We start from the raw sequence: 21,040 nt of genomic DNA, 5'->3' as shown, positions 1-21,040 counted from the left end.
AGACCATCCGTCAAGCTTTATGTGACAAGGATGCGAGCCCGTCGAGTGTTCGTCAATAATGACGGTATGCACATTAAAAGTGACACCCTGGCCCGGGAGAACGAGCTCGTCGCCCGCAACGTGCGCCGCTTCCGGCTGGAGCGGGCGATGTCTCTCGGCGAGCTGGCCCGCCGGTCCGGCCTCTCGAAGCAGACGCTCTCCAAGATCGAGCAGGGCGTGGGCAACCCCACCGTGGAGACCCTGTCCCTGCTGGGGACCGCGCTCGACGTGCCTGCACGCCGCCTGCTGACGGAGTGGGGCACTCCGGTCTACGTCCAGCGGCAGGGCGAGGGCGAGTGGTCCGAGGCGGCGAACTGGACCGAGCGCCTCCTGGACGAGACGTACGGCTCCGGCTACGTCCGCACCCTCGTCCTGCGCCTGGAACGGGGTCACCGGGACCCCGAGCCGATCCCCGCGCACAGCGCCGGCACCCTGCATCACATCTACGTGATCACCGGAAAGCTCCGTACCGGCCCGCTCACCGAACCGGTGGACCTTGCGGCCGGTGACTTCGTCCGTTTCCCGGGAGACGTACCCCATCGCCACATCTGCCTCAGTGAACGCGTCGTGGCCCATGCGGTCACCACGCTGCCGCAGGTCCGCCAGTTCGGCCCGACCATCACGAAAGGCGGGGTGGGCCGTGGCGCTGACGCGCGGTGACACCGCATCGGCCCGGGCCGTGGTCGGCTCTACGGGACTGCCCCCTCAAGGCCGCTGTGGCGCGAGGGCGAGCTGCAGGGTGTCCCGGTAACCGGGGAGCCCCTTGACGTGGACTTCGCCGTCGACGCAGATCGTCTCGCCAGTGATCCAGGCGGCGTCTTCGCCTGCGAGGAACCGGACGACCTTGGCGACGTCGCCGGGCTCTCCGATGCGGCCGAGCGGGGTGCGTTCGAGGACGGCGTCGCCGAACACGCCGGTGGTCATGTGGTGGGACTCGGTCAGTGTCGTGCGCGTGAGGCCGGGGGCGACGGCGTTGACCCGGATGCCGTGTCTGCCGAGCTCGGAGGCGGCCACCTGAATGAACATACCGACCGCGGCCTTGCCCGCGCAGTAGTGCGCCAGGCCGTCGGTGGGGATCGCGAGGCTGACGGACGAGGTGTTGATGGCGGACGCGGTCCCGCCTCGGGCGATCGTGCGCCGGGCGAGGATCTTGGTTCCGAGGAACGGGCCGGTGGTCAGGACTGCCCTGACGTCGGCCCAGTCCTTCTCGTCGCGGCCGACGATCGGGAGAGGTCGGCGCATCCCGCGTTGTTGACAAGCACGTCGACCGACCCGAGCTCGCGTTCGGCGAGGTCGAACGCGGCGGTGAGGTCTTCGGCGGAGGTGACGCTGCCCGCCCGCACGGCGACCCGGCCGGGCGCGCCGGCACCGGCACCGGCACCGAGGAGTTCTTCCGTGATCGCGCGGCCGATTCCGTTGGCCGCGCCGGTGACGATCGCTACCGAGGAGGCGAGACTCATTTCATGATCCCTTCAGGTGGGCAGGCGGGGTGACGCTTCGCGGCTCACCGTCGCGGTCACTGCTTCTCGGACATCAGCCTGGCAACGCCGCCGCCGATGTAGTCGACCGTTCCCAGACCCTGCTCCACCGCGAGGGTCTCGGTCAGGTTGCGCAGTATCGCGGCGTCAAGGATCGAGTGGAACCGACCGTCCTCGGTGAAGTTGATGTTCGCCCCCGCCACACGCACGAAGAGCACGGTGACCGCCCTGGCAGGGATCCGCGGGCGGGGCGGGGGCTGACTCGCCGCCGCCATAGCGCCTCGCTGTGCCTGATACGGATCGCCCAGCTCTTGACAATCGGGGACGAATATTTGCCCTCTCAGGACATGCTTGTGATCCGCGCCACGTCGCTGTCGAACGATCCGCTTCTGGTGGCCGAACTCGGCGGCGACCCCGCGGAGTTGCAGCGCGCCTCGGGAATCCTCCGCCTCTCGGAGACACTGGAGATGGCGGCCGTGGTCGGCTTCAACCCCGACTCCGACGGCCTCGCCCGGGCCCGCCGCCTGAAGGTGCCGACGACCCACCAGGGCGTGGACGGTCTCATCGCCATGGACGGCTCGAGGACATCGACCTCGTCTTCGACGCCACGTCCGCCAAGGCGCACCTGGCCAACGCGGCCAGGCTGGAGCCGTGCGGCAAGCGGCTGATCGACCTGACTCCGGTCGCGATCGGGCCGTTCGTCGTGCCGGCGGTCAACCTCGACGCCGCCGACGTCAACATGGTCACCTGCGGCGGCCAGGCCACCATCCCGATCGTGCACGCCGTCGCCCGCACCACGCCCGTCCCGTACGCGGAGATCGTCGTCTCCATCGCCTCGAAGTCGGCGGGCCCCGGCACCCGGGCCAACATCGACGAGTTCGCCGCGTTGTAACGGAAGTCGTCCACGCCGCTGCCGCCGTACTCTTCCTCCACACCCAGCCCGAGCAGTCCCACGGCGCCCGCGGCCCGATACAGCGCACGGTCGACCCGGCCGGCCGCCTCCCAGGAGGCAAGGTGGGGGGTGACCTCCTTGGCGACGAACGCCCGGACCATGACCCGGAAGTCCTGTTCGTCGGTGTCGTAGATCTCTCTCTTCACAGGGGTCGTGCCTCCTCTGTCGTCCTGCATCCGGTGCTGTGCGAGGTCAGCACCTCATTGCCGTACAGTCGGCGCGCGAGCCGCGGACCGCTGCAGCCGTTGCTCCTGATGGGCGGCCGGGGCGTCGACCACGTAGAGGCGGCAGCCGAACGCCTTGGCCCCTGTCGGTCATCGACCGCGAAGAAGCTCGATCTTGGCCATGCCCTTGGGGTTGACCGCCTACAGGATCCGCCCGATCAGCACAACACCGTCAGCCCCGTCCCAGGTGCCGTGGAGGGGTGATCCGCCGGGCGTCGGCCGTCCCGGCGGTGTCGGTCGGCACGAGGTAAAGGGCCGAACCCCCTCGGCGGTCAGGGACTGGGCCACGATCAGGTGCCTGCCGTCGGCGTGACCTCGATGCCGTTGGCGTTGATACCGGCACTGGTCTGAGCCCAGTCGCCGCCCAGCGCGGCCTTCTCGGGCGCACCGATACTGCCGTCGGGCCCTATCGGCACCCGGATGAGGGCCGGGACGCGGCTGACGGTGAACCAGGCCGCGTCGCGGGTCACGGTCACGTCGTTGAGGAACGCGGCATCAGGGACGGTGACGTCGGCCGGCAACGCGCCGGACTCCGTGTCATACACCCGGAAACCGGTGAGGACGCTGTCACCGCCGGCACCCCAGAGCCGGCCGAAGGCGGTCGATGTCCATGCCGGCCGCCTTTCCGATACCGACGCTCCACCGACTGGCGGTCCGACACCGGCGAACCCGGCGCCCTGGACTGTTCAGCGACTGTTGGCCACTGGGGGGGCTGTGTCAGCGGGTGCGCTGGAGCTTGTCGAGGATTTGGGTGGTGGTGGCGGTCTCGCCGAGGCGGGGGAAGATGTTGTGGATGCTGTTGTGGTGGGCGTCGGGGTTCATGTCGGTCATTGCGTCGGTGGCGAGGACGACGTGGTAGCCGTGTTCGTGTGCGACCCGGGCGGAGGATTCCACGCCGATGCTGGTGGCGACGCCCGCCAGTACGACCTGGGTGACGCCGGCCTTTTGCAGGTCGTCGTGGAGGGTGGTGCCGCCGAAGGCGCTCCACCGCTGCCTGATGACGCGGATGTCACCGAGCTGTGGGGCGAGTTCGTCGACGGGGTCGGCAAAGTCCGGCTGTGGGATGAAGTCCGCAGGCCCGTTCACCTCGGTGCGTCCGGGGGCATCGCCCAAGATGCTGACCAGCGCGACCGGCAGACCGCGGGAGCGGAAGGCGGCGGCCAGATCGGCGGCGTGCTGGATGACCTGCTTCAGGCCGTCGGTGTCCCCGCCCGGCATGGCGAGGATGCCCTTCTGCAGGTCGACCACGATCAGGGCGGGCTTCGCGTCAACCGTGGAGAGTGTCACTTCGGATTCCGTTCTCGTGCGTGACGGGGCGCGCCCGCCTCTGGTATGCGAAGCCTCAAAGGCTGCACGGAAGTTTCGATACAGCGTATCGATACCTTGTAACGTAACAGTGTTGCGTTAGGCTGTCAAACATGGGGCGTCCACGAGAGCACGACGAACACACCGCCCGAGCCCTCCTTGAGGCGGCGGAGCGCGCCATCCAGCGGGACGGGCCGGAGGCCATCTCCATCCGCGGGGTGGCATCGGATGTCGGCACGACCACCCGCGCCGTCTACAGCCTGTTCGGCTCCAAGCAGGGCCTCGTCGCCGCGCTGGCCGCCCACGCCTTCGACCTGCTGCGCACGGGGATGGAGCAACTGCCCGAAACGTCGGCGCCCGACGACGACCTCATCGAGGCCGGCCTGGTGATCCGCCGGTTCGCCCTCGAACACCCCTCCCTCTTCCGCATCGTCTTCCGGAACACGGCGGACCCCTTCATGCGGAGCCAGCTCATGGTCCGCTCCGCATCCGCCCGGGCCCTGGACGTTCTCAAGGCGAAGATGGCGCGGCTCGCAGCCGCGGGACTGCTGGGCACCACCGGCGCCGACGAGGCGACCGTGCATTTCCGCGCGCTCTGCGACGGCCTTGCCGGACTCGAACTCGGTGGCACGTCGGCCATCCCCGCCGACGACGGCGAACGACTGTGGCGCGCAGGACTTGGCGCCCTTGTACGCGGCCTCACCACGCCCTGAACTGCCAACCGGGCGCGCTCTTCCCCACGCCCGGCACCATCCCGCTCAACGCCGGCGGCTGCCGCCCCGGCCTCGCCGAACTGCTCGGCTCCCTGCACCGACCAGGGTGGAGCCTGGCCGATCGTCTTGGCCCCAGCCTGCTCACCGCCCATCTCCACCGTTGACGACGCCGGGCGCGTCGCCTGCACACAACGCCGCGACAGGCCGTCACCACCGCCCGGAAGTGAAGATCACGACCACGACAGGCCCACCGACCCACCCGAAGAAGGCAGAGAGAGGACATCCCCCATGCCGCTGCGGGCGGTCCGTATGGTGCCCACGCCGATCCAGGCCCCGATGCCGCCAGGTGGGGCGGCATCGGGACAGCGCACGAAGTCGGCGGATCGGTGCGGCGGCGACTACTTACTGGCGACGTCCAAGGGCAGGATCTTGTGGAAGGTGAAGACCGCGGCAACTGCCACCACGACGTGCATGACGAGCAGCGCTATCACACCCACCGCGTCGGCGTGCGGTGTGTAGTCGCTGACGAGCATGGCGAGGTCGGGGATGAAGGAGACAACGACCACGGCCGGGAGGAGCTTGCGCAGCAGCGACTCAGGGTCCTTCGAACTTCGCCGGACGATGCTCCAGCCGATGGCGCCGATGACCAGGCCCACCACAGTGAAGAAGACGAACGCGGATGCCTGGAGCGGCTGGAAGTCATCGGAGGCACCGGCGGCGCGAGCGAGGGCGGCGATGTCCGCCTCGACGATCGAGGATGCTGCTGCGGCGGCGAGCAGGCCGCCGATGACGACAGGAGTGCCGGGCCGGCGCAAGGCGGGTGAGGGTGAGGCGGAGGTCAGGTTGGACATCAGTGCTCCAGATGGCAGAGTTCTCTCCTCCGGCCAGGCCGCAGCGGCGCCGGATCGCGATGCAGGTGAGCACGGATCGAGGCTCAGATGTTGGGGCGCAGGTCCAGGACGTCGTTCACCTGGTCGGCGCGGAGACTCGGTCCAGATACGGGCGAGGTCCGCTGTCCGGGTCACCGCGCGCATGTCGGCGCCGTCTCCCGCACGATGGCCGGTAGACCTGCACACCGCCCGGGGGGAGATCTGCACGAGAGGGCCGCCTGGGGCCGCCTCGCCGACGGACTCGGTGACGCCATCAGGCGATCTGTGCGGTGATGGCGCCCAGGCGTTCCACGCTGACAGTGACGGTGTCGCCGGAGGCCAGCGGGGGGTGGGCATCACGGCCGTAGCGGCCCCAGAGTTCGGCGAGGCAGCCGCCGCCGCAGGTGCCGGAGCCGAGAACGTCGCCGGGTTTGACCCAGGTGCCGCGGGAGGCGTACGCGGCCATCTCGGCGAAGGAGAAGGCCATGGAGGCGAGGCTGTCCCGCCCGATCAGGGTGCCGTTGACGGAGGCGGTCATGGCCAGGTCGAAGGACTTGCCACGGCGGGCGGAGGCGAGTTCGTCCGGGGTGACCAGGGCGGGGCCGAGCGTCGTGGCGGTGTCCTTGCCCTTGACGGGGCCGAGGGGCACCTGCATCTCGGCGAACTGGATGTCGCGTGCGGACCAGTCGATCAGGATCGTGTATCCGGCGATGTGGGATTCGGCCTGCTCGGGCGTGAGGTCGGTGCCGGGGCGGCCGATGACGGCGGCCACTTCCAGTTCGAGGTCGAAGGCGCCGCTGCCCGGGGCGATGGGGACCGGCTCGTCGGGGCCGATGATCGCGTAGGGGTTGGTGAAGTAGAAGGCGGGCGCCTCGTACCAGCGCGGAGGGATGGTGGCCTGCGGATCGGCGAGCTTGGCGACGCCCTCGACGTGCTGCTCGAAGACCATGAAGTCGCGGACGGTGGGCGGCTGCGGTAGGGGGGCCAGCAGGGTGGCCTCCTCTTTCTTGCGGACCTGGCGGGGGTCGCTCAGGGCGCGTCGGCCGGCGGCGTCGAGGCGTTCGCCGTCGTCGCCGAGCAGGTCGAGCAGGCGCAGGCCAGGTTCGAGGGCGTGGATGACATCCCCGTCGAGGACGCCGACGCGTTCCCCGTCGTCGGGGTGGGTGTAGGTGACGAAGCGCATGAGGGGCTCCCGTAGTGGTGGGGGCGCGGAGGTCAGAGTGCGCAGTGCAGGGGGCCGCCGTGGAACGTGACGGCGTCGGTGAACGCGGCAATGACATCGACCGTGTTGGCGTCCGCGTCGGCGTAGGCGCTGTGCAGGTTGAGCACGATGCGTTCCTGATCGGGCCAGTCGGCGAACTCGCCGAGGTCACAGTCGCGGGCGGCCTGAAGGGGTGTCAGGCCGCGGGCGCGGCCGTCGCGGGCGATGCGCTGGACGGCGCGGTAGTAGCGGGCGTGGGCGTCCAGGACGGTGTCGGTCTCCTCCCGGGTGATGAGGGGCCCGTGGCCGGGGACGATGGTCTCGGCCCCGAACGCCGCGAGCCAGTCCAGCGAGCGCAGGGCGCCCTCCAGCGACCCGGTGAGCACCATCGGGGTGACGTGGTGGAAGAGCAGATCGCCGGCGAACAGCACACGCTCGTCGGGGAGCCAGGCGATCAGGTCGCCGGGAGTGTGGGCGGTGTGTCCGGGGTGGTGGACCTCGATCCACCGGCTACCGGTGTGCAGGGTCGTTTCACGGTCGACGGTCACGTTGGGCGGTCGGTGGCGGGCGATGCCCCAGTCCGGTGCGGGCGCCCAGATCGGCGGCAGGGAGGTCAGCACGGTGTCCGCGAGGATCGACTCGCGGGTCTCCGAGTGGGCCAGGATGGGCACGTGCGGGGGCAGCAGGGCGTTGCCGTGACTGTGGTCGCCGTGCGCGTGGGTGGTGACGGCGGCCATGAGCGGCGCGTCGGCCGAGGCCTCGGCGACGGCCGCGAGAAAGGCTCGGGTGCGCTGCGCGGTCGCGCAGGTGTCGATGAGCACGGCGCCGTCCTCGCCCAGGACGGCACCGGCGTTGTTCAGCCACCAGGTGCCGTCGGGCTGGAGCCAGGCGTGCACGCCGGGCACGACCTCCACCAGGCGCGCGTCCTGCTCGCCTGACCGGCTGCGGGGCTTGGGCACGGAGGCGGACACCGCGAAGGGGTAGTGCTGTTCGGGCATGGCTGGTCCTCGTGTCAGGGGGATTCCTGGTGGCGGCCGGGGTCAGGCCAGTTGGTCGCGGAGCCACTGCAGGCTCCAGGGGAGGATCTCCCGCGCCTTCTGCAGGGCGCAGTGCGTGGCGTTCGGCACCAGCCGCACAATGGTGTTCGGACGGGTTTCCAGCGCCTCGGAGTCTTCGGCCGGGACGTGCTGGTCCTCGGCTCCGTTGACGTACAGCAGCGGCACCGGATCGCTGCCCCAGTCGTCCAGCAGCCCCTGGGCGCGCAGCGAGAACTCGCTCATGGCGGCCTGGAGTTCGGCGGAGCTCGGCTCGGCGTCCAGCCGCAGGGAGTTGCCGAAGATGCCGGGCATGCCGAACCGGAGCCGGGCGACGGCCTCGGGGCTGAAGGCGGTGTCGATGAGCCCGCCGACGCTCACCGCGGCGTCGACCATCCCGAGCAGGGCCAGCTTGATCGTCCAGTGCCCGCCGAAGCTGAAGCCGGTGGCGCCAACCCGGCGTGCCTCGGGGAAGCGGCGCCGCATCCAGTCGATGATCCCGGCGATGTACCGCTCACCGTCGGGACCATTGGGCACCGGCGACTCGCCAGTGCCGGCCATGTCGAAGGTGACCACCCGCGCGCCGATCATCCGAGCCGTCGCGACAGCGGTGGGATGCACCTCGGTCTTCCAGGTGTCGACGCCGCTGAAGACCAGGACGACGGGGGCGTCCGACGGCAGGTTCCCGGGGAGGTAGAGATGGATGGGGACCTCGACCACCTGTCCGCGGAAGTGCACGCCGATCACGTGTCGCTCAAAGGGCACCTCGAAGCCGGGCGAGGCCTGCAGGAAGGTGCGCAGTTGGTGGTCGTAGGCACGGGCGTGGGCGGCGTTGCCGAGGACGGGGAACTTGGCGATCCCGTACAGACGGCTGGCCAGGAGGGGATCCCCGTCCTTCTCGGCCCGCTCCGCGAGGAGGGACCACTCGTGCGCCCAGCCCCCGGGACCGTCGGCCCACAGATCGCGGATGCGGCGGGACATCTCGTCAAGAACTGCGGGATCGGTGCCGAACAGTGTCCATTGCGGCGTGCGCTCCTCGATGAGCTCGGCGGGATCGACAGGGAAGGTGTACGGCATGCGGCCTCCGGGTGCGTGAGAAGGCGGGGCCGCCGAGTACAGCCTCACCGGGAGCATCATGCACCATAATGCACGCATGCATCAAGATGCATGAATAGAATGGACTCAACCGCACCCGAGCCCCCGGCAGCCGGATCGAAACGAGGAGACATCCGTGACCCGATCACCCGCGACCTCCGCGGCCGGCGCCGGCCCGGCCGGGCAACCGCTCGGCCGCAGGGAGCGGCAACGCCAGAGGATCCGCGCGGCGATCCTGGACGCGGCCCTCGAGCTCTTCGCCGAGCAGGGGTACGCCGCGACGACCATCGACCAGATCGCCGAACGGGCTGACCTGGCCCGGCGCACGGTCTTCAACCACTTCCCCCGCAAGCGGGACATGCTCGACGGCTGGTCGGCCGAGCGCCGCGAACTCGTGGTCGCCCGGCTGGCACAGGAGGACGTGCGCCAGGCCCCCGCCCGCCGTCAGCTCGAACTCCAGATGGACGCCCTGGCCGAGGCCAACGAGCAGGACCCCAGGATGGCCCGCGTCATCTCGCTGGGGTGGCTGAGCGAACTAGGGACCTTCGAGAGCCCGTTCCCGGTCTTCGACACCTTCCGCGACAGCGTCCGTCTCGGCCAGGAGACCGGCGACTTCCGCCCCTCCCCCTCCCCCGAGACCGTCGCGGAAGCCCTCAGCGCCTGCTACATCGACACCCTCCACCGCTGGCTCCAGGCAGGCCAGCACACCGACAAGCCTTTCCCTCTCGCCCCGGCCCTGCGGGCGAAGCTGGACCTGATCCTGGACGGCCTGACGGCATCTCGGGCATGAGCACGAGGGGTGGCATCCGTCGCCATCTGCGCCTCCCGAGGTCCATGCGAGCACTCCCAGGACACACTCGGTCCCGGCCGTGTGTGTCCTGGGCGATTCGGCGCTGCGGCCTGAGAGCGAGCCAACCGGCGCCAGATTGCGTACGTACCATGAAGTTGCGGGACAGCCTCTGTCGGCCGACAGGCATGCAAGGCCCCGCATGTCACCGGCAGGTCTTCTGCCCTGCCAGGTGCGCCTGCTCCCTCCGTCCAACGACGACGACTGCCCCAGCCCTGACCCGCTACCGCCCCGAGCCCACTACGAGGTTCGCCACCTGAACTCGCACCCACCATGACCGTGGCCGCGACATACGGCTCCATACCCGAACCCGTCCGTGGCCGGGGCCGCCGTCGCAGCCGTCACCGAACGGGTAGGGATCAGGGCGGGCAGCGTGGTCGCGCCCCTCCAGGATCCGCTGCGCATCGCCGAGGAGTGGTCCGTGGTGGACAACATCTCGGGTGGCCGTGCGGCCGTGTCGTTCGCCTCCGGGTGGCATCCCCACGACTTCGTTCTCAACCCGCCGGGATACAACTCCCGGCAGGAAGACGTCATCGCGGCCATGAAGACCGTCCGACAGCTGTGGCGCGGGGAACCGGTGACGCGCGTGAACGGTCTGGGCAAGGAAATTCCGGTACGGGTGTATCCCCCTCCGGTGCAGCGGGAACCGCCCATGTGGCTGACGAGCGCCGGCTCCACCGACACCTTCCGGTTGGCGGGCGAGATGGGGGCCGGGGTGCTGACCCATCTGGTCAAGCAGGGAGTGGATGTGCTGGCCGAGAACATCGCCGTCTACCGCGAGGCCTTCCGGACGACGGCGTGCTGGAGGAGGCCCGGGGGCCAATGCGCGCGTACGTCGCCGGATCTCTCGGTCTGTTCGGCACCGGGAACACCGCGTCGCGGGACAAGGAGCCCCGGCTGTCACCGCAGCGGCGAGAGCGGTTAATCGACGCCTGCGTCGATCGGTACTTCCGCAGCCTGGGGCTCTTCGGCGCGACGGACAAGGCGATCACGACCGTGGAGAAGATCCGCGCCATGGGAGTGGTTGTGCCTGATCGACTTCGGTGCGCCGGTTGCGACCGTGCCGGCGGGGCTCGATCATCTCGATCTGGTCCGGCGGGCGGTCACGGCATGAGTCAGGACCGAGAGGGTAGGCAGACAGGTGCGCGTTCCCTGTGCGAGTTCCTTGATCCAGATCATCGAGCCACGCAGATGGACTCCGGCAAGGTGGCTGTCTGGGGTCTTGTCGTATCGGGTGGCGACACCTCTCCATGCCTTGAGCTTGTTGATCAGGCGCTCGACGGTGTTCCGTTCCTTGTAGAGCTCGGTGTCGTGGCTGACGGGCCGGCCGCCCCGACTGCCCTTCTTCTTGCGGTTGGCGGCATGGTCCGTCCGGGGGCGGCCGACAGATCCGCGCACCCGGACTTTCTTGAGTACCGGGATGAACTGCGGGCTGGCCGGCGGTCAGGGACGAAGGCCAGTGGGTGGCACTTGCGGTCGGCGGCGACGTGGATCTTGCTGGTCTGCCCGCCCCGCGAGCGTCCGAGCAGGGCCGCTTTCAGGCGGGCCTTGCGTCGACGCCGGATACGTCGCCGTTCCTCCCGCTCAGGATCAACAGCGTCGTGATGGGCCCGGGCGGTGGTGGAATCCACGCTGACCAGGGACAAGTCCACCTCACCCCGCTTCGCGGCCTCCGCGATCATCTTCTCCAGAAGCGCCTCGAAGACACCAGCGTCCCGCCACTGCCGGAACCGGTTGGACACGGTCGTCCAGGCGCCGAACTCACTCGGCACCTCACGCCACGGCGCACCCGTCCTGAACCGCCAGATCACTCCCTCGAACTGCTGCCGCAGCCGCTCCGGGCACGGACCGCGCTCGCCGACCGGCAGGTGCTGCTCGATCAACGTCCACTCGCTATCCGTCAGTTGTGCACGCGCCATACACGACGATCGACCGGATCCGCCCCGCCGCGCGGGCCGGATCCGCCAAATTGATCGAAACCAGATACGCGCCTAGTGCGCGGTGATTTTCGCGCCGGTGGCATAGCCGACGGCCGCGTCTAGGAGCTGTCCGACGACGTCGGCCTCCCCCGGGCTGCGCGGCGAGTAGACCATCAGATATGTCAGGGGCTCGCCGTACATCCCGGCCAGTGGGTGCCGCTCGGCCCACCCTGCCTCCAGCGCGGTGACGGCGTCCGACGGGCTGAGGATCATGTGCATCGAGCCGTCTCCCGGATGGATGTGGGCCACCTCTCCCTTGGCCATTCGTGTGGCAGCCGGTGCCTTGTCCAGATCCAGCAGGGTGATCGCGTCGTTGTGCCGTTCGAAGGCGCTGAGGCGGTAGCCGAGGACTCCGGGGGATCCGGCGGCGCATGCGTCGAAGCGGTCGAGTACGGCGACCCGGGCGCGCAGCGAGCCGGGCTGGTCGACCTGCCGGTGCGGCACGGGGTAGCGGCCGATGCGGGGCCGTTCGCCGTCACGGTGGGGGAGCTGCGTCAGCCATCGCCCGTCTCCGGCCTCTCCGATGAAGGGGAGGTGGACACCGGGGTCCTTCGTCTCCCGCATTCTGGTCCGCAGGTAGGTGACCTGCAGCCAGCCCTTGGCGCCGTGGGGGATGCCTCCTTGGCCCAGGGCGCGCCAGCGCTCGTAGTCCCGGACGGTGGCGACCGAGGCGGCGAACGTCGCCCCGGCGAGGCCCCATCGGACAAGGTCTGCTGTTGTCATGCTGCTTCCTTTCCGGGTGCGGCGACCATCCGCTGCCGGATCCGGCCGATGCCTTCGATGGTGGTGACGACCGTGTCCCCGGCCGCGAGGAACCGCGGCGGCGTGCGGCACAGACCCACGCCGCCGGGTGTGCCGGTGAGGATGACGTCGCCCGCGTTGAGGGGGATGACCGCGGACAGCCGCGCGATCAGCGTCGGGATCGGGAAGATCAGCTCCCGGGTGCTGGCCCGCTGCACGACCTCGTCGTTGACCGTGCAGGTGAGCGTGAGGTCGTTGACGTCGTCGAACTCGTCCAGGGTGACCACCCAGGGGCCCAGCGGGGAGAACCCCGGGTAGGACTTGCCGAGGCCGAACTGGGGAGCGGGACCGGACATCTGCAGGATCCGTTCGGACAGATCCTGGGCGACGGTCAGTCCGGCGACGTGGTCCCAGGCCTGGTCCTCGCCGATGCGGAAGGCGGTTCTGCCGATGACGACCGCGAGTTCCGCCTCCCAGTCCACGTTCCCGTCGGGCAGCTCCACGCTGCTGTAGGGGCCGGTGATCGACGAGGGGAACTTGGTGAACACCGGCGGCAGCCCCTCGGGCGCGGTGACGCCCGCCTCGTCCACGTGCTCGTGGTAGTTGAGACCTACGGCGATGATCTGCCCGGGCGCCGGCACGGGCGACCGCAGCCGCTCCGGTTCGAACGGCACGGCGTCCTCGAGCGGTGCGGTGGCCGCCCATCGCCGGAACTCGTCCCACTGTTCGTAGACGCTCTGGGGCGACGGGCCGAACCGGCCGGCGCTGGCCTTCTCGACGTCGTGGGCCGTGCCGTCGACGGCCAGGACCAGCCGTCCGTCAAGGTTCGCGAGGCGCATATGCATCTCCTGTCTCACCCCTCGGTGGGCTGCCGACCGCCGAGGGGACATTCGTGGATGGTCGGGGGGCGGCCGTTCCGCGATCGAGCGCCCTGCTCAGACGGCGGCGAGTGCCCTGCTCAGAAAGTCGAGCGTGGCCTCGTGAAGCGGCGCCGCGTCGAAGGCCGGGTCGACGTGACCGGCACCGGGAAGGACGACCAGGTCGGCCTGCGCGCCCTGCTCCCGCAACGCACGGTGCAGCCGGCGGCTCTGTGCGATGCCCACCCTCCGGTCGGCGTCCCCGTGTGCGATGAGGAACGGAGGGCTGTCCGGGCGGGCGTACCGGGGCAGTCGGGCGCGGTCGGTCTCGCCCGGGCGGTCGAGGGGTGCGAAGCCGAGAAAGCGCGCGGCTGACGAGCCCGGGGCATTCGACACCTCGATGACGTCGTCGGGCGCGTCGTCATCCAGCCGCAGATAGTCGTTGGGCGCGCAGTGGTCGATCACCGCCGCCAGCGCGCATGAGGTTTCCGCGTGTGGCCCGAGCCGCCCCACGAGCCACGCATCGTCGGCTCCCAGCCCGACGGCGCCGACGAGATAGCCGCCCGCGCTGGAACCGAATCCGACGACACGGTCCGCGTCCAGCCCGTATGTGCCGGCGTTCGCACGGACCCAGCGGACGGCGGCGGCCACATCGTGCACGGGGCCGGGGAAGCGGCACTCCCCGGAGAGCCGGTAGGCGACGGACGCGACGGCATAGCCCGCGTCCAGCAGGAACCGCCACGGGCCCATCGCCTTGGTCCCCGTGAAGAACCCGCCGCCGTGGGCGTACACCACCACCGGGCGCGCGACGCTCCTGCCGTCGTCGGGCAGGTGCAGGTCGAGTACGAGGGGCCGGAAGCCGGGTGACACCGCGTACGGCACGTCCAGGTAACTGCGCACGCCCTCGAACGGGACGCTCGGCATCGGGCGGAGCAGCTCCGGCCAGGGGCCCGGGTACCCACCCGGCTCCGCCGGGACCGCAATACCCTCGTCGGCGGGTTCCGCGCGAGCGGGCTGTCCGTGCGCGTGGCCCGCACCGGCACTCCCTCGCCGCTGGCGCCCGCCACCGAGCTGACCGCCTACCGCATCATCCAGGAAGCCCTCACCAATACCCACAAGCACGCGTCCGCGACCCGGGCCGCCGTGGTCCTGGACTACGGTGCGCACGGCCTTCGGGTCACCGTGACGGACGACGGACGTCCCGGCGCGGCCAAAGGCGCGGGCACGGGCCACGGGCTGATCGGCATGCACGAGCGGGCCGCCGCCATCGGCGGTACCGCCTCTGTCGGCCCGCGCCCCGAAGGGGGCTTCCAGGTCGTCGCCGACCTGCCGGTCTCACTCGCCCCCACCACCGTCTGACACGCCCGTGAGGAAAAGCCGTCAATGACGATTCGCGTCCTGCTCGCCGACGACCAGGCCCTGCTGTGCGGCACCTTCCGGCTGCTCGTCGACGTGCAACCGGACATGGAGGTCGTCGCGGAGGCCTCCAACGGCCGGGAGGCAGCTGAGCTGGCCCGGTCCGAGCGCGCCGACGTCGTCGTGATGGACATCCGGATGCCCGAGATCGACGGCATCGAGGCCACCCGGCTGATCGGTCAGGACGAGTTCGTCATCGAGGCGCTCCGGGCCGGTGCGAGTGGCTTCCTGGGCAAGGGAGTCGAACCGGCTCAGCTGCTCGATGCCATCCGCCTCGTGGCCGCAGACGAGGCGTTGCTCTCCCCCGCGGCCACCAAGGGCCTCATCGCCCGCGTCCTCGCCCAGCCCTCCCCCAGCGGCCTCGTCGACCCTCGCAGGCCGGCCACGCCGACTCCCAGGGAACGCGAGGTGATGAGCCTGGTGGCCACCAGCCTGTCCAACGACGAGATCGCCGAACGCCTCTTCGTCACCCCGGTCACCGTCAAGACGCACGCGAACCGGGCCATGGCCAAACCGGGCGCCCGCGACCGCGCCCAGCTCGTCGTCATCGCCTACGAGACCGGCCTGGTTCGTGCCGGAGAGCCGCAAGGCTGAGGTGCGCCGCCCGCTCCCGGCACGGGCGGGCCTGCTGCGAGCGTCGACAGGTCGCGGCACACGTGCCCGTCCGTCGGCCGTTACGGCTGCCCCTCTCCGCCCCGCTGTGCCGCGGCAAGCGCCGCCTCTGCCTTCTTGCGGTACACAGCGAGCTTCTCGGCGGGGGCGATGATCTGGTGGCTGCGAGACTTGACGGACACGTCGTGCTGGCCTGCGGCCTTGCGCAGGGCGCCCACGGTGGCCTGTTCGCGGGGGATGTGGGCGAACGGGTCGAAGGAGTACCAGCGCATCGCGTTCTCGTGCGTCATCTTGTTGATCTCGTCGTCGGGCACGGAGTTCGCGGTCAGCACCTCATGGAGTTCCTCGGGGGCGTTGGGCCACATCGAGTCGCTGTGCGGGTAGTCGGCCTCCCAGCAGATGTTGTCGATCCCGATGTCGTTGCGCAGCCTCACCCCGATCGGGTCGCTGATGAAGCAGGTCAGGAAGTGCTCACGGAAGATCTCCGAGGGCACCTTGCCACCGAAGTCCTGGAGCGTCCAGGTGGCGTGCATCTCGTAGGTGCGGTCCAGGCGGTCCAGGAAGTAGGGGATCCACCCGGTGCCGCCCTCCGACAGCGCGATCTTGAGGTTCGGGTACTCCTTCAGGACCCGGGACCACATCAGGTCGGCCGCCGCCTGGACGAGGTTGATGGGCTGAAGGGTGATCATCACGTCGGGCGGGGCATCGGGCGCGGTGATGGCGAGGCGGCCGGAGGAGCCGATGTGCAGGTTCATGACCGTGCCGCAGTCGGTCAGCGCCCGCCATACCGGGTCCCAGTACTCGGAGTGGAAGCTCGGGTAGCCGAGCGGGACGGGGTTCTCCGGGAAGGTGAGCGCGTGGCAGCCCTTCTCGGCGACCCGCCGTATCTCCTGGGCACAAAGCTCGGCGTCCCAGATGGCGGGGAGGGCCATCGGGATGAAGCGACCGGGGTGGGCGGCGCACCACTCGTCGATGTGCCAGTCGTTGTAGGCGCGGACCAGGGCGAGGGAGAAGTCGGAGTCCTCGGTGGCGAACAGGCGGGCGGAGAAGCCGGGGAAGGAGGGGAAGTTCATCTGGGCGAGGACACCGCCGGCGTTCATGTCGGCGACGCGTTCGTCGACGTCGTAGCAGCCGGGCCTGATCTCGTCCAGGCCCTGCGGCTCCATGCCGTACTCCTCTTTGGGCCGTCCGGCGACCGCGTTGAGCGCGGCGTTGCCGACGGAGTTGTCCCGGAACTGCCATACGTCGCTGCCGTCCTCGCGGTGGACCAGGCGCGGGGCGTCCTTCTTGTAGCGGGCCGGCAGGTGGTTCGCGAACAGGTCGGGCGGTTCGATGATGTGGTCGTCGACGCTGATGAGGATCATGTCATCGCGGTCCATGGGACTCCTTGGAGCTCGGGTCGGATCAGTCCGAGGCGGGCAGGGCCTTGGGCGGTTTGACCGTCAGGGGCTTTCCTCCGTACGTGAGTTGTCCGGCGCCGGAGGCGGTGCAGAGGAGTTCGAGCGTGTCGGCGGGGTCGACGTAGCGCTTGCCGATGAGGGTGTCGGGTGCCTCGCCGGACGGCTGGGCGGCGGGGGCGTCCTGGGCAGGGACCATGGGCGTGCCGCCGCACTCGATGGGGCTCGCCGCGTCCTGCGGGGCCCGGATGACGATCACGCGGGTGGTGGAGGTGGCGGAGGCGAGCTGGTCACCTGGGCGCGGGGTCGGTGCGGGGGAGCCCATTGCGCGGTTCTCCTTCGGGTACGGGTGCCGGTGCGGTGAGCCGCTCCCCCAGCCGGTCCAGGTCGAAGGACTGGCGGGCGAGCCAGAAGCGGAGGAAGCCGGTGAGCGAGTAGCGCAGGAACAGGGCGCCGCCCACCACGGTGGCGGCGATGCCGCCGAGGCCGATGGCGAGGGCGTCGCCCTGGGCGAGGGAGTTGTCCGTGGCGTGGGCGAGGGGGAACGCGAGCGCCCCGAGCACGAGCCCCGCGGCCATGAGCAGCCCGCCGAGGCGCAGCCAGAGGGTGGCGCGGGCGGCCGCGGGGTCGGGGATCTTCAGCTCGGCGAGTTCGCGGACGAACCGGTCCGCGCGCGCGTCGGAGGGTGCGGTCATGTCGGGCTCCCCAGGTAGTAGGAGGAGAGTTCGGCGTGCAGGGAAGTGTCGGGGCGCCCCTGCCACTGGACGCGGCCGCGGACGAGGACGGCGGCGTGGTCGGCGGTTTTCAGCACGGCGGCGGCGAACTGCTCGACAACGAGAACGGCGACGCCCTGCCGGGCGATGTCGGCGACGAGTTCGTACAGCTCGGCGACGACCAACGGGGCGAGCCCCATGGACAGTTCGTCCAGGAGCAGGACGGCGGGGTCGGTGGCCAGGCCCCGGGCGAGGGCGAGCATCTGCTGTTCGCCGCCGGAGAGCGTGCCCGCGGGCTGGGTGCGCCGGGTCCCCAGGACGGGGAAGCGGGCGTAGGTGATCTCCTCGATCTGCTCCTGGGTGCGGCCCGTGAAGGTCATCATCAGGAGGTTGTCGCGCACGGAGAGGTTCGGGAAGACGCCGCGGCCCTGAGGGACGAGGCACACGCCGTTGCGGGCGAGGTCGCGCGGGTGGATGCCGGTGGCGTCCCGGCCGCCGAGCAGTAGTCGGCCGGCGCTGGGCGGGTGCACTCCGGCGGCGACCTGCAGGAGCGTGGTCTTGCCGGCTCCGTTCGGGCCGAGGAGTGCTACTGTCCGGCCCGCCTCGACGGCCAGGTCGACGCCGTGCAGGACGGTGATGCCGCCGTGGGCGGCACGGATGCCCGACAGCTCCATCAGCGGCTCGGCACTCATGATCCCGCCTCCCCCAGGTAGGCCGCGAGGACCGTCCGGTCCTGCTGGACACGGGCGGGCGGGCCACTGGCGACGACGGTGCCGATGTCGAGGACGTACACCTCGTCGCAGACGCTCATCACCAGGCTCATGTCGTGCTCGACGAGGAGGACGGCCGTGCCTTCGTCGGCGAGGGAGCGCAGCAGGGCTGCGAACCGCTGTGTCTCCTCGGCGTCCTGTCCGGCCGCAGGCTCGTCCAGGAGCAGGACGCGCGGGCCGAGGACGAGCGCGCGGCCGACCTCGACCAGGCGGGCCAGGCCGGTGGGGAGCGCATCGGCGGGGTCGCCCGCCACGCCCGTCAGGCCGAGCCGGTCCAGCACCGCGTCAGTTGTACGGGCCGCGTGGCGGCGCCGGGGTCCGAGTTCGGCGGCGACGAGGAGATTGTCACGGACGGAGAGGCGGCCGAACAGCTCCAGGTGCTGGAAGGTGCGGGACATACCGCGCCGGGCGCGCCGGGCTGGGCCTTCGCGAGTGATGTCGTGGCCGTCGAGGCGGATGCGGCCGGCGCCGGGGCGGCGCAACCCGCAGACCACGTCGAACAGGGTGGACTTGCCCGCGCCGTTGGGGCCGATGAGGCCCGTGATCCGGCCTGCCTCGGCGGTCAGCGACACGCCGTCGAGGGCGCGGCGTCCGCCGAAGGAGACGGTGACCTCCTCAGCCCGCAGCAGTGGTGGCACGGCTCAGCACCTCCCCGTCCTCGGGCCGCCAGGGGCGACGTACTCCCCACCACTCGGGCGGGATGTCGGAGGGCGGCCGCTGTGTGGCGGCGGCACGGACACGCAGTAGTACGGCCGTGCCGAGGGCGATCGTGAGAAGCAGCCAGCCGTTCGCCACGTCGAGCGCGGCGAGCAGCCAGCACAGGCCGAGGACGCCGACCAGTGCGGACAACAGCGGCCGGTTCCGCCCCAGTGGCGCCCATTCGGCGCGCATATGGGCCAGGATGCCGCCGGGGCTGTGCGCGAGCCCCATGCCGGCGAGCGCGACGAGGAGCGCGGTCGCGTCGTGGACCCACGGGCCGGCGCCGTGCAGCAGCTGCGCTGGGAGGACGAAGGCGATGCCGGTGAACAGGCCGGTGCCGACCGCGCCGAGCCCGCCGATGACGGCGATCAGGAAGATCGACAGCCCGGCGACCAGGTTGAACTGCTCGGCGGTGACGGTCTGCAGCTGCATGCCGTACAGGGCACCGCCCAGTCCCGCGATCCCGGCGGACAGGGCGAAGACGGCGGTCTTGGCGACGAGGAGCCGTCCGCCGAGCGTGGCATAGGCGGCCTCGCTGTCACGCAGCGCGATCAGTCGGCGGCCGAACCGGCCCCGGCGCAGCGCGGCCACGCCGAGCGAGACGAGCGCGAGGCAGACCGCGGACAGGAGCAGCATCTGGGCCGGCGATGTGAGATGCAGGCCGAACAGGTCGGGGCCGGTCACCGCTACCGAGCCCTGGTCGAAGAGGGTGATACGCACGCCCAGCACCTCGAAGGCGGGCAGGGTGAAGATCCAGCGGTCGAGGACGACGGCGAAGGCGGCGGTGCCGAGGGCCAGGTAGATGCCGGACAGGCGCAGCGCGGGCAGCGCGATCAGCGCGCCGGACGCCGCGGCGACCAGCATGGCCACTGGCAGCGCCCACAGTTCGCCGTGCGCGCCGAGGTGCCCCCACACCACCGCTCCGATGCCGGCGATGGACAGCTGGCACAGGGAAATCTGCCCGGTGTAACCCGCGAGCGGTACGAAGGACAGGGCGATGACGCCGAGCGGGAAGAGCGTGCCGTACGAGATGATCGCGTCCTGCGTGAGGACCGTCACCAGAACCAGTGCGAAGAGCAGGACGGCGCCGGCGAGGAGGAGGCTGCCGCGCACCGTCGGCAGGGGAACCGGCACCAGGGTGCGGTCACGGCCGCGCAGCCGGCGGTGCGGGAAGGCCAGAAGGGCCAGGAACAGCAGCAGGGCCGGGGCGGCCAGGCGCAGGCCCGGCAGGTAGTCGTTCTGCGGCAGGTAACCGGCGAGGTAGGCCTCGAGGAGGCCCACGACGACCGCTCCGAGGAAGGTGAGCGGCAGGCTGCGCAGGCGGCCGAAGACGGCGGCGGTGTAGGCGCTGACGATGAGCAGGGACAGCTGCTGGGCGTCGAGTGCGACGGCGGGGGCGATGAGGATGCCGCCGACGGCGGCGAGCTGGATGCCGAGCACCCAGGCCAGCCGGGTGGCGCGCAGGGGGTCGGCGCCGGTGAGGCCGGCGAGCGCTCGGTCGTCGACGGACGCGCGCATCTCCGTGCCGGCGCGGGTGCGGTGGAGCAGGAACCACAGGGCCGCGGCGATCGCCGGGGCGACGGCCATGGTGATGGCCTGGTGCCAGGTGACGGCGGCCGGGCCGAGGCGGAGCGCGGGCCGGTCGGCGAAGAACGGCGTGAGCGGGCGCGCGGTGTTGGGGTCCCACACCCAGCGGGCCAGCGCGATGCACCCGGTGAGCAGGGCGACCGTCATCACGAGGCGCTCGGCCTCGCCGAGCGCCTGCACCGGCCGCATCAGGACGCGTTCGACGAACAGACCGAAGGCCGGGGCCAGTAGGAGCAGGACGACGGCGAGAGCGAGCGGAACCGGCCAGCCCCAGCCGACGGCCAGCTGCCAGTAAGCGAAGGCGGAGAGCATCCCGGCCGCGCCGTGGGCGAAGTTGAACACACCGGTGGTGGCGTGGGTGACCACCAGACCGGTGCCGATCACGGCGTAGACGGCGGCGGTACTCAGGCCCACCACCGTGAAGGCCAGGAGCTGATCCATGACTTGGAAATTAGCTTCTCCCTATTGGAGAAGCAACCATCCGGAGCAATACTCCTTGAGCGAGAATGTCA

22 protein-coding genes and 4 pseudogenes are annotated in these 21,040 nt (G+C 70.6%); 7 read left to right on the top strand and 19 right to left on the bottom strand.

Annotated elements, in window-relative coordinates:
* Positions 1–66: 66 nt before the first annotated feature.
* A complete protein-coding gene (locus ACP4J3_RS36160) occupies positions 67–699 on the top strand; it encodes a helix-turn-helix domain-containing protein (protein ID WP_301979008.1) in 633 nt (210 codons plus the stop codon).
* Positions 700–744: 45 nt separating this feature from the next.
* Here the strand turns inward: ACP4J3_RS36160 and ACP4J3_RS36155 are convergent.
* A pseudogene (locus tag ACP4J3_RS36155) lies at positions 745–1,499 on the bottom strand (SDR family NAD(P)-dependent oxidoreductase).
* A gap of 56 nt (positions 1,500–1,555) precedes the next feature.
* Complete coding sequence (locus ACP4J3_RS36150) at positions 1,556–1,735, bottom strand: hypothetical protein (protein ID WP_426540548.1); 180 nt, start codon at positions 1,733–1,735, stop codon at positions 1,556–1,558.
* Between the two features lie 129 nt (positions 1,736–1,864).
* On the opposite strand from ACP4J3_RS36150, the pseudogene ACP4J3_RS36145 reads away from it, so the two are divergent.
* Positions 1,865–2,397 (top strand): annotated as a pseudogene (locus ACP4J3_RS36145) (hypothetical protein); the annotation flags it as partial.
* A 23-nt stretch (positions 2,398–2,420) separates the two neighbouring features.
* On the opposite strand, the pseudogene ACP4J3_RS36140 reads toward ACP4J3_RS36145, so the two are convergent.
* From ACP4J3_RS36140 to ACP4J3_RS36130, 3 genes and pseudogenes are all read right to left on the bottom strand, one after another.
* Positions 2,421–2,570, bottom strand: a pseudogene (locus ACP4J3_RS36140) (acyl-CoA dehydrogenase family protein); the annotation flags it as partial.
* Positions 2,571–2,983: 413 nt separating this feature from the next.
* Positions 2,984–3,238: a hypothetical protein gene (locus tag ACP4J3_RS36135; RefSeq protein WP_426540547.1), complete on the bottom strand. Its 255-nt coding sequence runs from the start codon at positions 3,236–3,238 to the stop codon at positions 2,984–2,986.
* Positions 3,239–3,410: 172 nt separating this feature from the next.
* Positions 3,411–3,980, bottom strand: coding sequence for an isochorismatase family protein (locus ACP4J3_RS36130; RefSeq protein WP_426540546.1), 570 nt, complete (start codon positions 3,978–3,980; stop codon positions 3,411–3,413).
* Positions 3,981–4,111: 131 nt separating this feature from the next.
* On the opposite strand from ACP4J3_RS36130, the gene ACP4J3_RS36125 reads away from it, so the two are divergent.
* On the top strand, positions 4,112–4,711 hold the full coding sequence (locus ACP4J3_RS36125; RefSeq protein WP_426540545.1) for a TetR/AcrR family transcriptional regulator: 600 nt from the start codon (positions 4,112–4,114) through the stop codon (positions 4,709–4,711).
* Between the two features lie 398 nt (positions 4,712–5,109).
* On the opposite strand, the gene ACP4J3_RS36120 is transcribed toward ACP4J3_RS36125, so the two are convergent.
* The 4 genes from ACP4J3_RS36120 to ACP4J3_RS36105 form a co-directional block, all read right to left on the bottom strand.
* Positions 5,110–5,562, bottom strand: coding sequence for a DUF6069 family protein (locus tag ACP4J3_RS36120; protein ID WP_426540544.1), 453 nt, complete (start codon positions 5,560–5,562; stop codon positions 5,110–5,112).
* 292 nt (positions 5,563–5,854) lie between these two features.
* Entirely contained in the window at positions 5,855–6,763 is a 909-nt protein-coding gene (locus tag ACP4J3_RS36115) for a fumarylacetoacetate hydrolase family protein (protein ID WP_426540543.1), read from the bottom strand.
* A gap of 32 nt (positions 6,764–6,795) precedes the next feature.
* Positions 6,796–7,779: an MBL fold metallo-hydrolase gene (locus ACP4J3_RS36110; protein ID WP_426540542.1), complete on the bottom strand. Its 984-nt coding sequence runs from the start codon at positions 7,777–7,779 to the stop codon at positions 6,796–6,798.
* A 42-nt stretch (positions 7,780–7,821) separates the two neighbouring features.
* Positions 7,822–8,892 carry an alpha/beta fold hydrolase gene (locus ACP4J3_RS36105; RefSeq protein WP_426540541.1) on the bottom strand — a complete coding sequence of 357 codons (1,071 nt, stop codon included), beginning with the start codon at positions 8,890–8,892 and terminating at the stop codon, positions 7,822–7,824.
* Between the two features lie 154 nt (positions 8,893–9,046).
* Here ACP4J3_RS36105 and ACP4J3_RS36100 point away from each other — a divergent pair, with 154 nt between their 5' ends.
* Together ACP4J3_RS36100 and ACP4J3_RS36095 are read left to right on the top strand one after the other, a co-directional pair.
* On the top strand, positions 9,047–9,700 hold the full coding sequence (locus ACP4J3_RS36100) for a TetR/AcrR family transcriptional regulator (RefSeq protein WP_426540540.1): 654 nt from the start codon (positions 9,047–9,049) through the stop codon (positions 9,698–9,700).
* A 373-nt stretch (positions 9,701–10,073) separates the two neighbouring features.
* Positions 10,074–10,682: an LLM class flavin-dependent oxidoreductase gene (locus tag ACP4J3_RS36095; RefSeq protein ID WP_426540539.1), complete on the top strand. Its 609-nt coding sequence runs from the start codon at positions 10,074–10,076 to the stop codon at positions 10,680–10,682.
* 233 nt (positions 10,683–10,915) lie between these two features.
* Here ACP4J3_RS36095 and ACP4J3_RS36090 read toward each other — a convergent pair.
* From ACP4J3_RS36090 to ACP4J3_RS36075, 4 genes and pseudogenes are all read right to left on the bottom strand, one after another.
* Positions 10,916–11,676: pseudogene (locus ACP4J3_RS36090) on the bottom strand (IS5 family transposase); the annotation flags it as partial.
* A 72-nt stretch (positions 11,677–11,748) separates the two neighbouring features.
* Positions 11,749–12,459: a hypothetical protein gene (locus tag ACP4J3_RS36085; RefSeq protein ID WP_426540538.1), complete on the bottom strand. Its 711-nt coding sequence runs from the start codon at positions 12,457–12,459 to the stop codon at positions 11,749–11,751.
* Entirely contained in the window at positions 12,456–13,316 is an 861-nt protein-coding gene (locus tag ACP4J3_RS36080) for a fumarylacetoacetate hydrolase family protein (protein WP_426540537.1), read from the bottom strand. Before ACP4J3_RS36080 ends, ACP4J3_RS36085 begins: the two co-directional genes overlap by 4 nt.
* A gap of 96 nt (positions 13,317–13,412) precedes the next feature.
* Complete coding sequence (locus tag ACP4J3_RS36075; RefSeq protein WP_426540536.1) at positions 13,413–14,258, bottom strand: alpha/beta hydrolase fold domain-containing protein; 846 nt, start codon at positions 14,256–14,258, stop codon at positions 13,413–13,415.
* A 96-nt stretch (positions 14,259–14,354) separates the two neighbouring features.
* Here ACP4J3_RS36075 and ACP4J3_RS36070 point away from each other — a divergent pair, with 96 nt between their 5' ends.
* Both ACP4J3_RS36070 and ACP4J3_RS36065 read left to right on the top strand, forming a co-directional pair.
* Positions 14,355–14,693, top strand: coding sequence for a sensor histidine kinase (locus ACP4J3_RS36070; protein ID WP_426540535.1), 339 nt, complete (start codon positions 14,355–14,357; stop codon positions 14,691–14,693).
* 24 nt (positions 14,694–14,717) lie between these two features.
* Positions 14,718–15,344 carry a response regulator gene (locus ACP4J3_RS36065; RefSeq protein ID WP_426540534.1) on the top strand — a complete coding sequence of 209 codons (627 nt, stop codon included), beginning with the start codon at positions 14,718–14,720 and terminating at the stop codon, positions 15,342–15,344.
* Between the two features lie 80 nt (positions 15,345–15,424).
* Here the strand turns inward: ACP4J3_RS36065 and ACP4J3_RS36060 are convergent, their stop codons facing one another.
* From ACP4J3_RS36060 to ACP4J3_RS36035, 6 genes are read right to left on the bottom strand one after another with little or no spacing between them, the layout of a single operon-like run.
* Positions 15,425–16,741, bottom strand: coding sequence for an amidohydrolase family protein (locus ACP4J3_RS36060; RefSeq protein ID WP_426540533.1), 1,317 nt, complete (start codon positions 16,739–16,741; stop codon positions 15,425–15,427).
* Between the two features lie 25 nt (positions 16,742–16,766).
* Complete coding sequence (locus ACP4J3_RS36055) at positions 16,767–17,084, bottom strand: hypothetical protein (protein ID WP_426540532.1); 318 nt, start codon at positions 17,082–17,084, stop codon at positions 16,767–16,769.
* Entirely contained in the window at positions 17,050–17,454 is a 405-nt protein-coding gene (locus ACP4J3_RS36050) for a hypothetical protein (protein WP_426540531.1), read from the bottom strand. The genes ACP4J3_RS36055 and ACP4J3_RS36050 overlap by 35 nt, the downstream gene beginning before the upstream one ends.
* Entirely contained in the window at positions 17,451–18,164 is a 714-nt protein-coding gene (locus tag ACP4J3_RS36045; RefSeq protein ID WP_426540530.1) for an ABC transporter ATP-binding protein, read from the bottom strand. The genes ACP4J3_RS36050 and ACP4J3_RS36045 overlap by 4 nt, the downstream gene beginning before the upstream one ends.
* The gene (locus ACP4J3_RS36040; RefSeq protein WP_426540529.1) at positions 18,161–18,880 is read right to left on the bottom strand and encodes an ABC transporter ATP-binding protein; all 720 of its coding nucleotides are present in this window, start codon (positions 18,878–18,880) and stop codon (positions 18,161–18,163) included. The genes ACP4J3_RS36045 and ACP4J3_RS36040 overlap by 4 nt, the downstream gene beginning before the upstream one ends.
* A complete protein-coding gene (locus ACP4J3_RS36035) occupies positions 18,858–20,969 on the bottom strand; it encodes an ABC transporter permease subunit (RefSeq protein ID WP_426540528.1) in 2,112 nt (703 codons plus the stop codon). The genes ACP4J3_RS36040 and ACP4J3_RS36035 overlap by 23 nt, the downstream gene beginning before the upstream one ends.
* Between the last annotated feature and the right edge of the window lie 71 nt (positions 20,970–21,040).

The organism is Streptomyces sp. UG1 (genome assembly GCF_049974585.1).
Lineage (GTDB): Bacteria > Actinomycetota > Actinomycetes > Streptomycetales > Streptomycetaceae > Streptomyces.
This window is presented reverse-complemented; position numbering and strand designations above follow the sequence as displayed.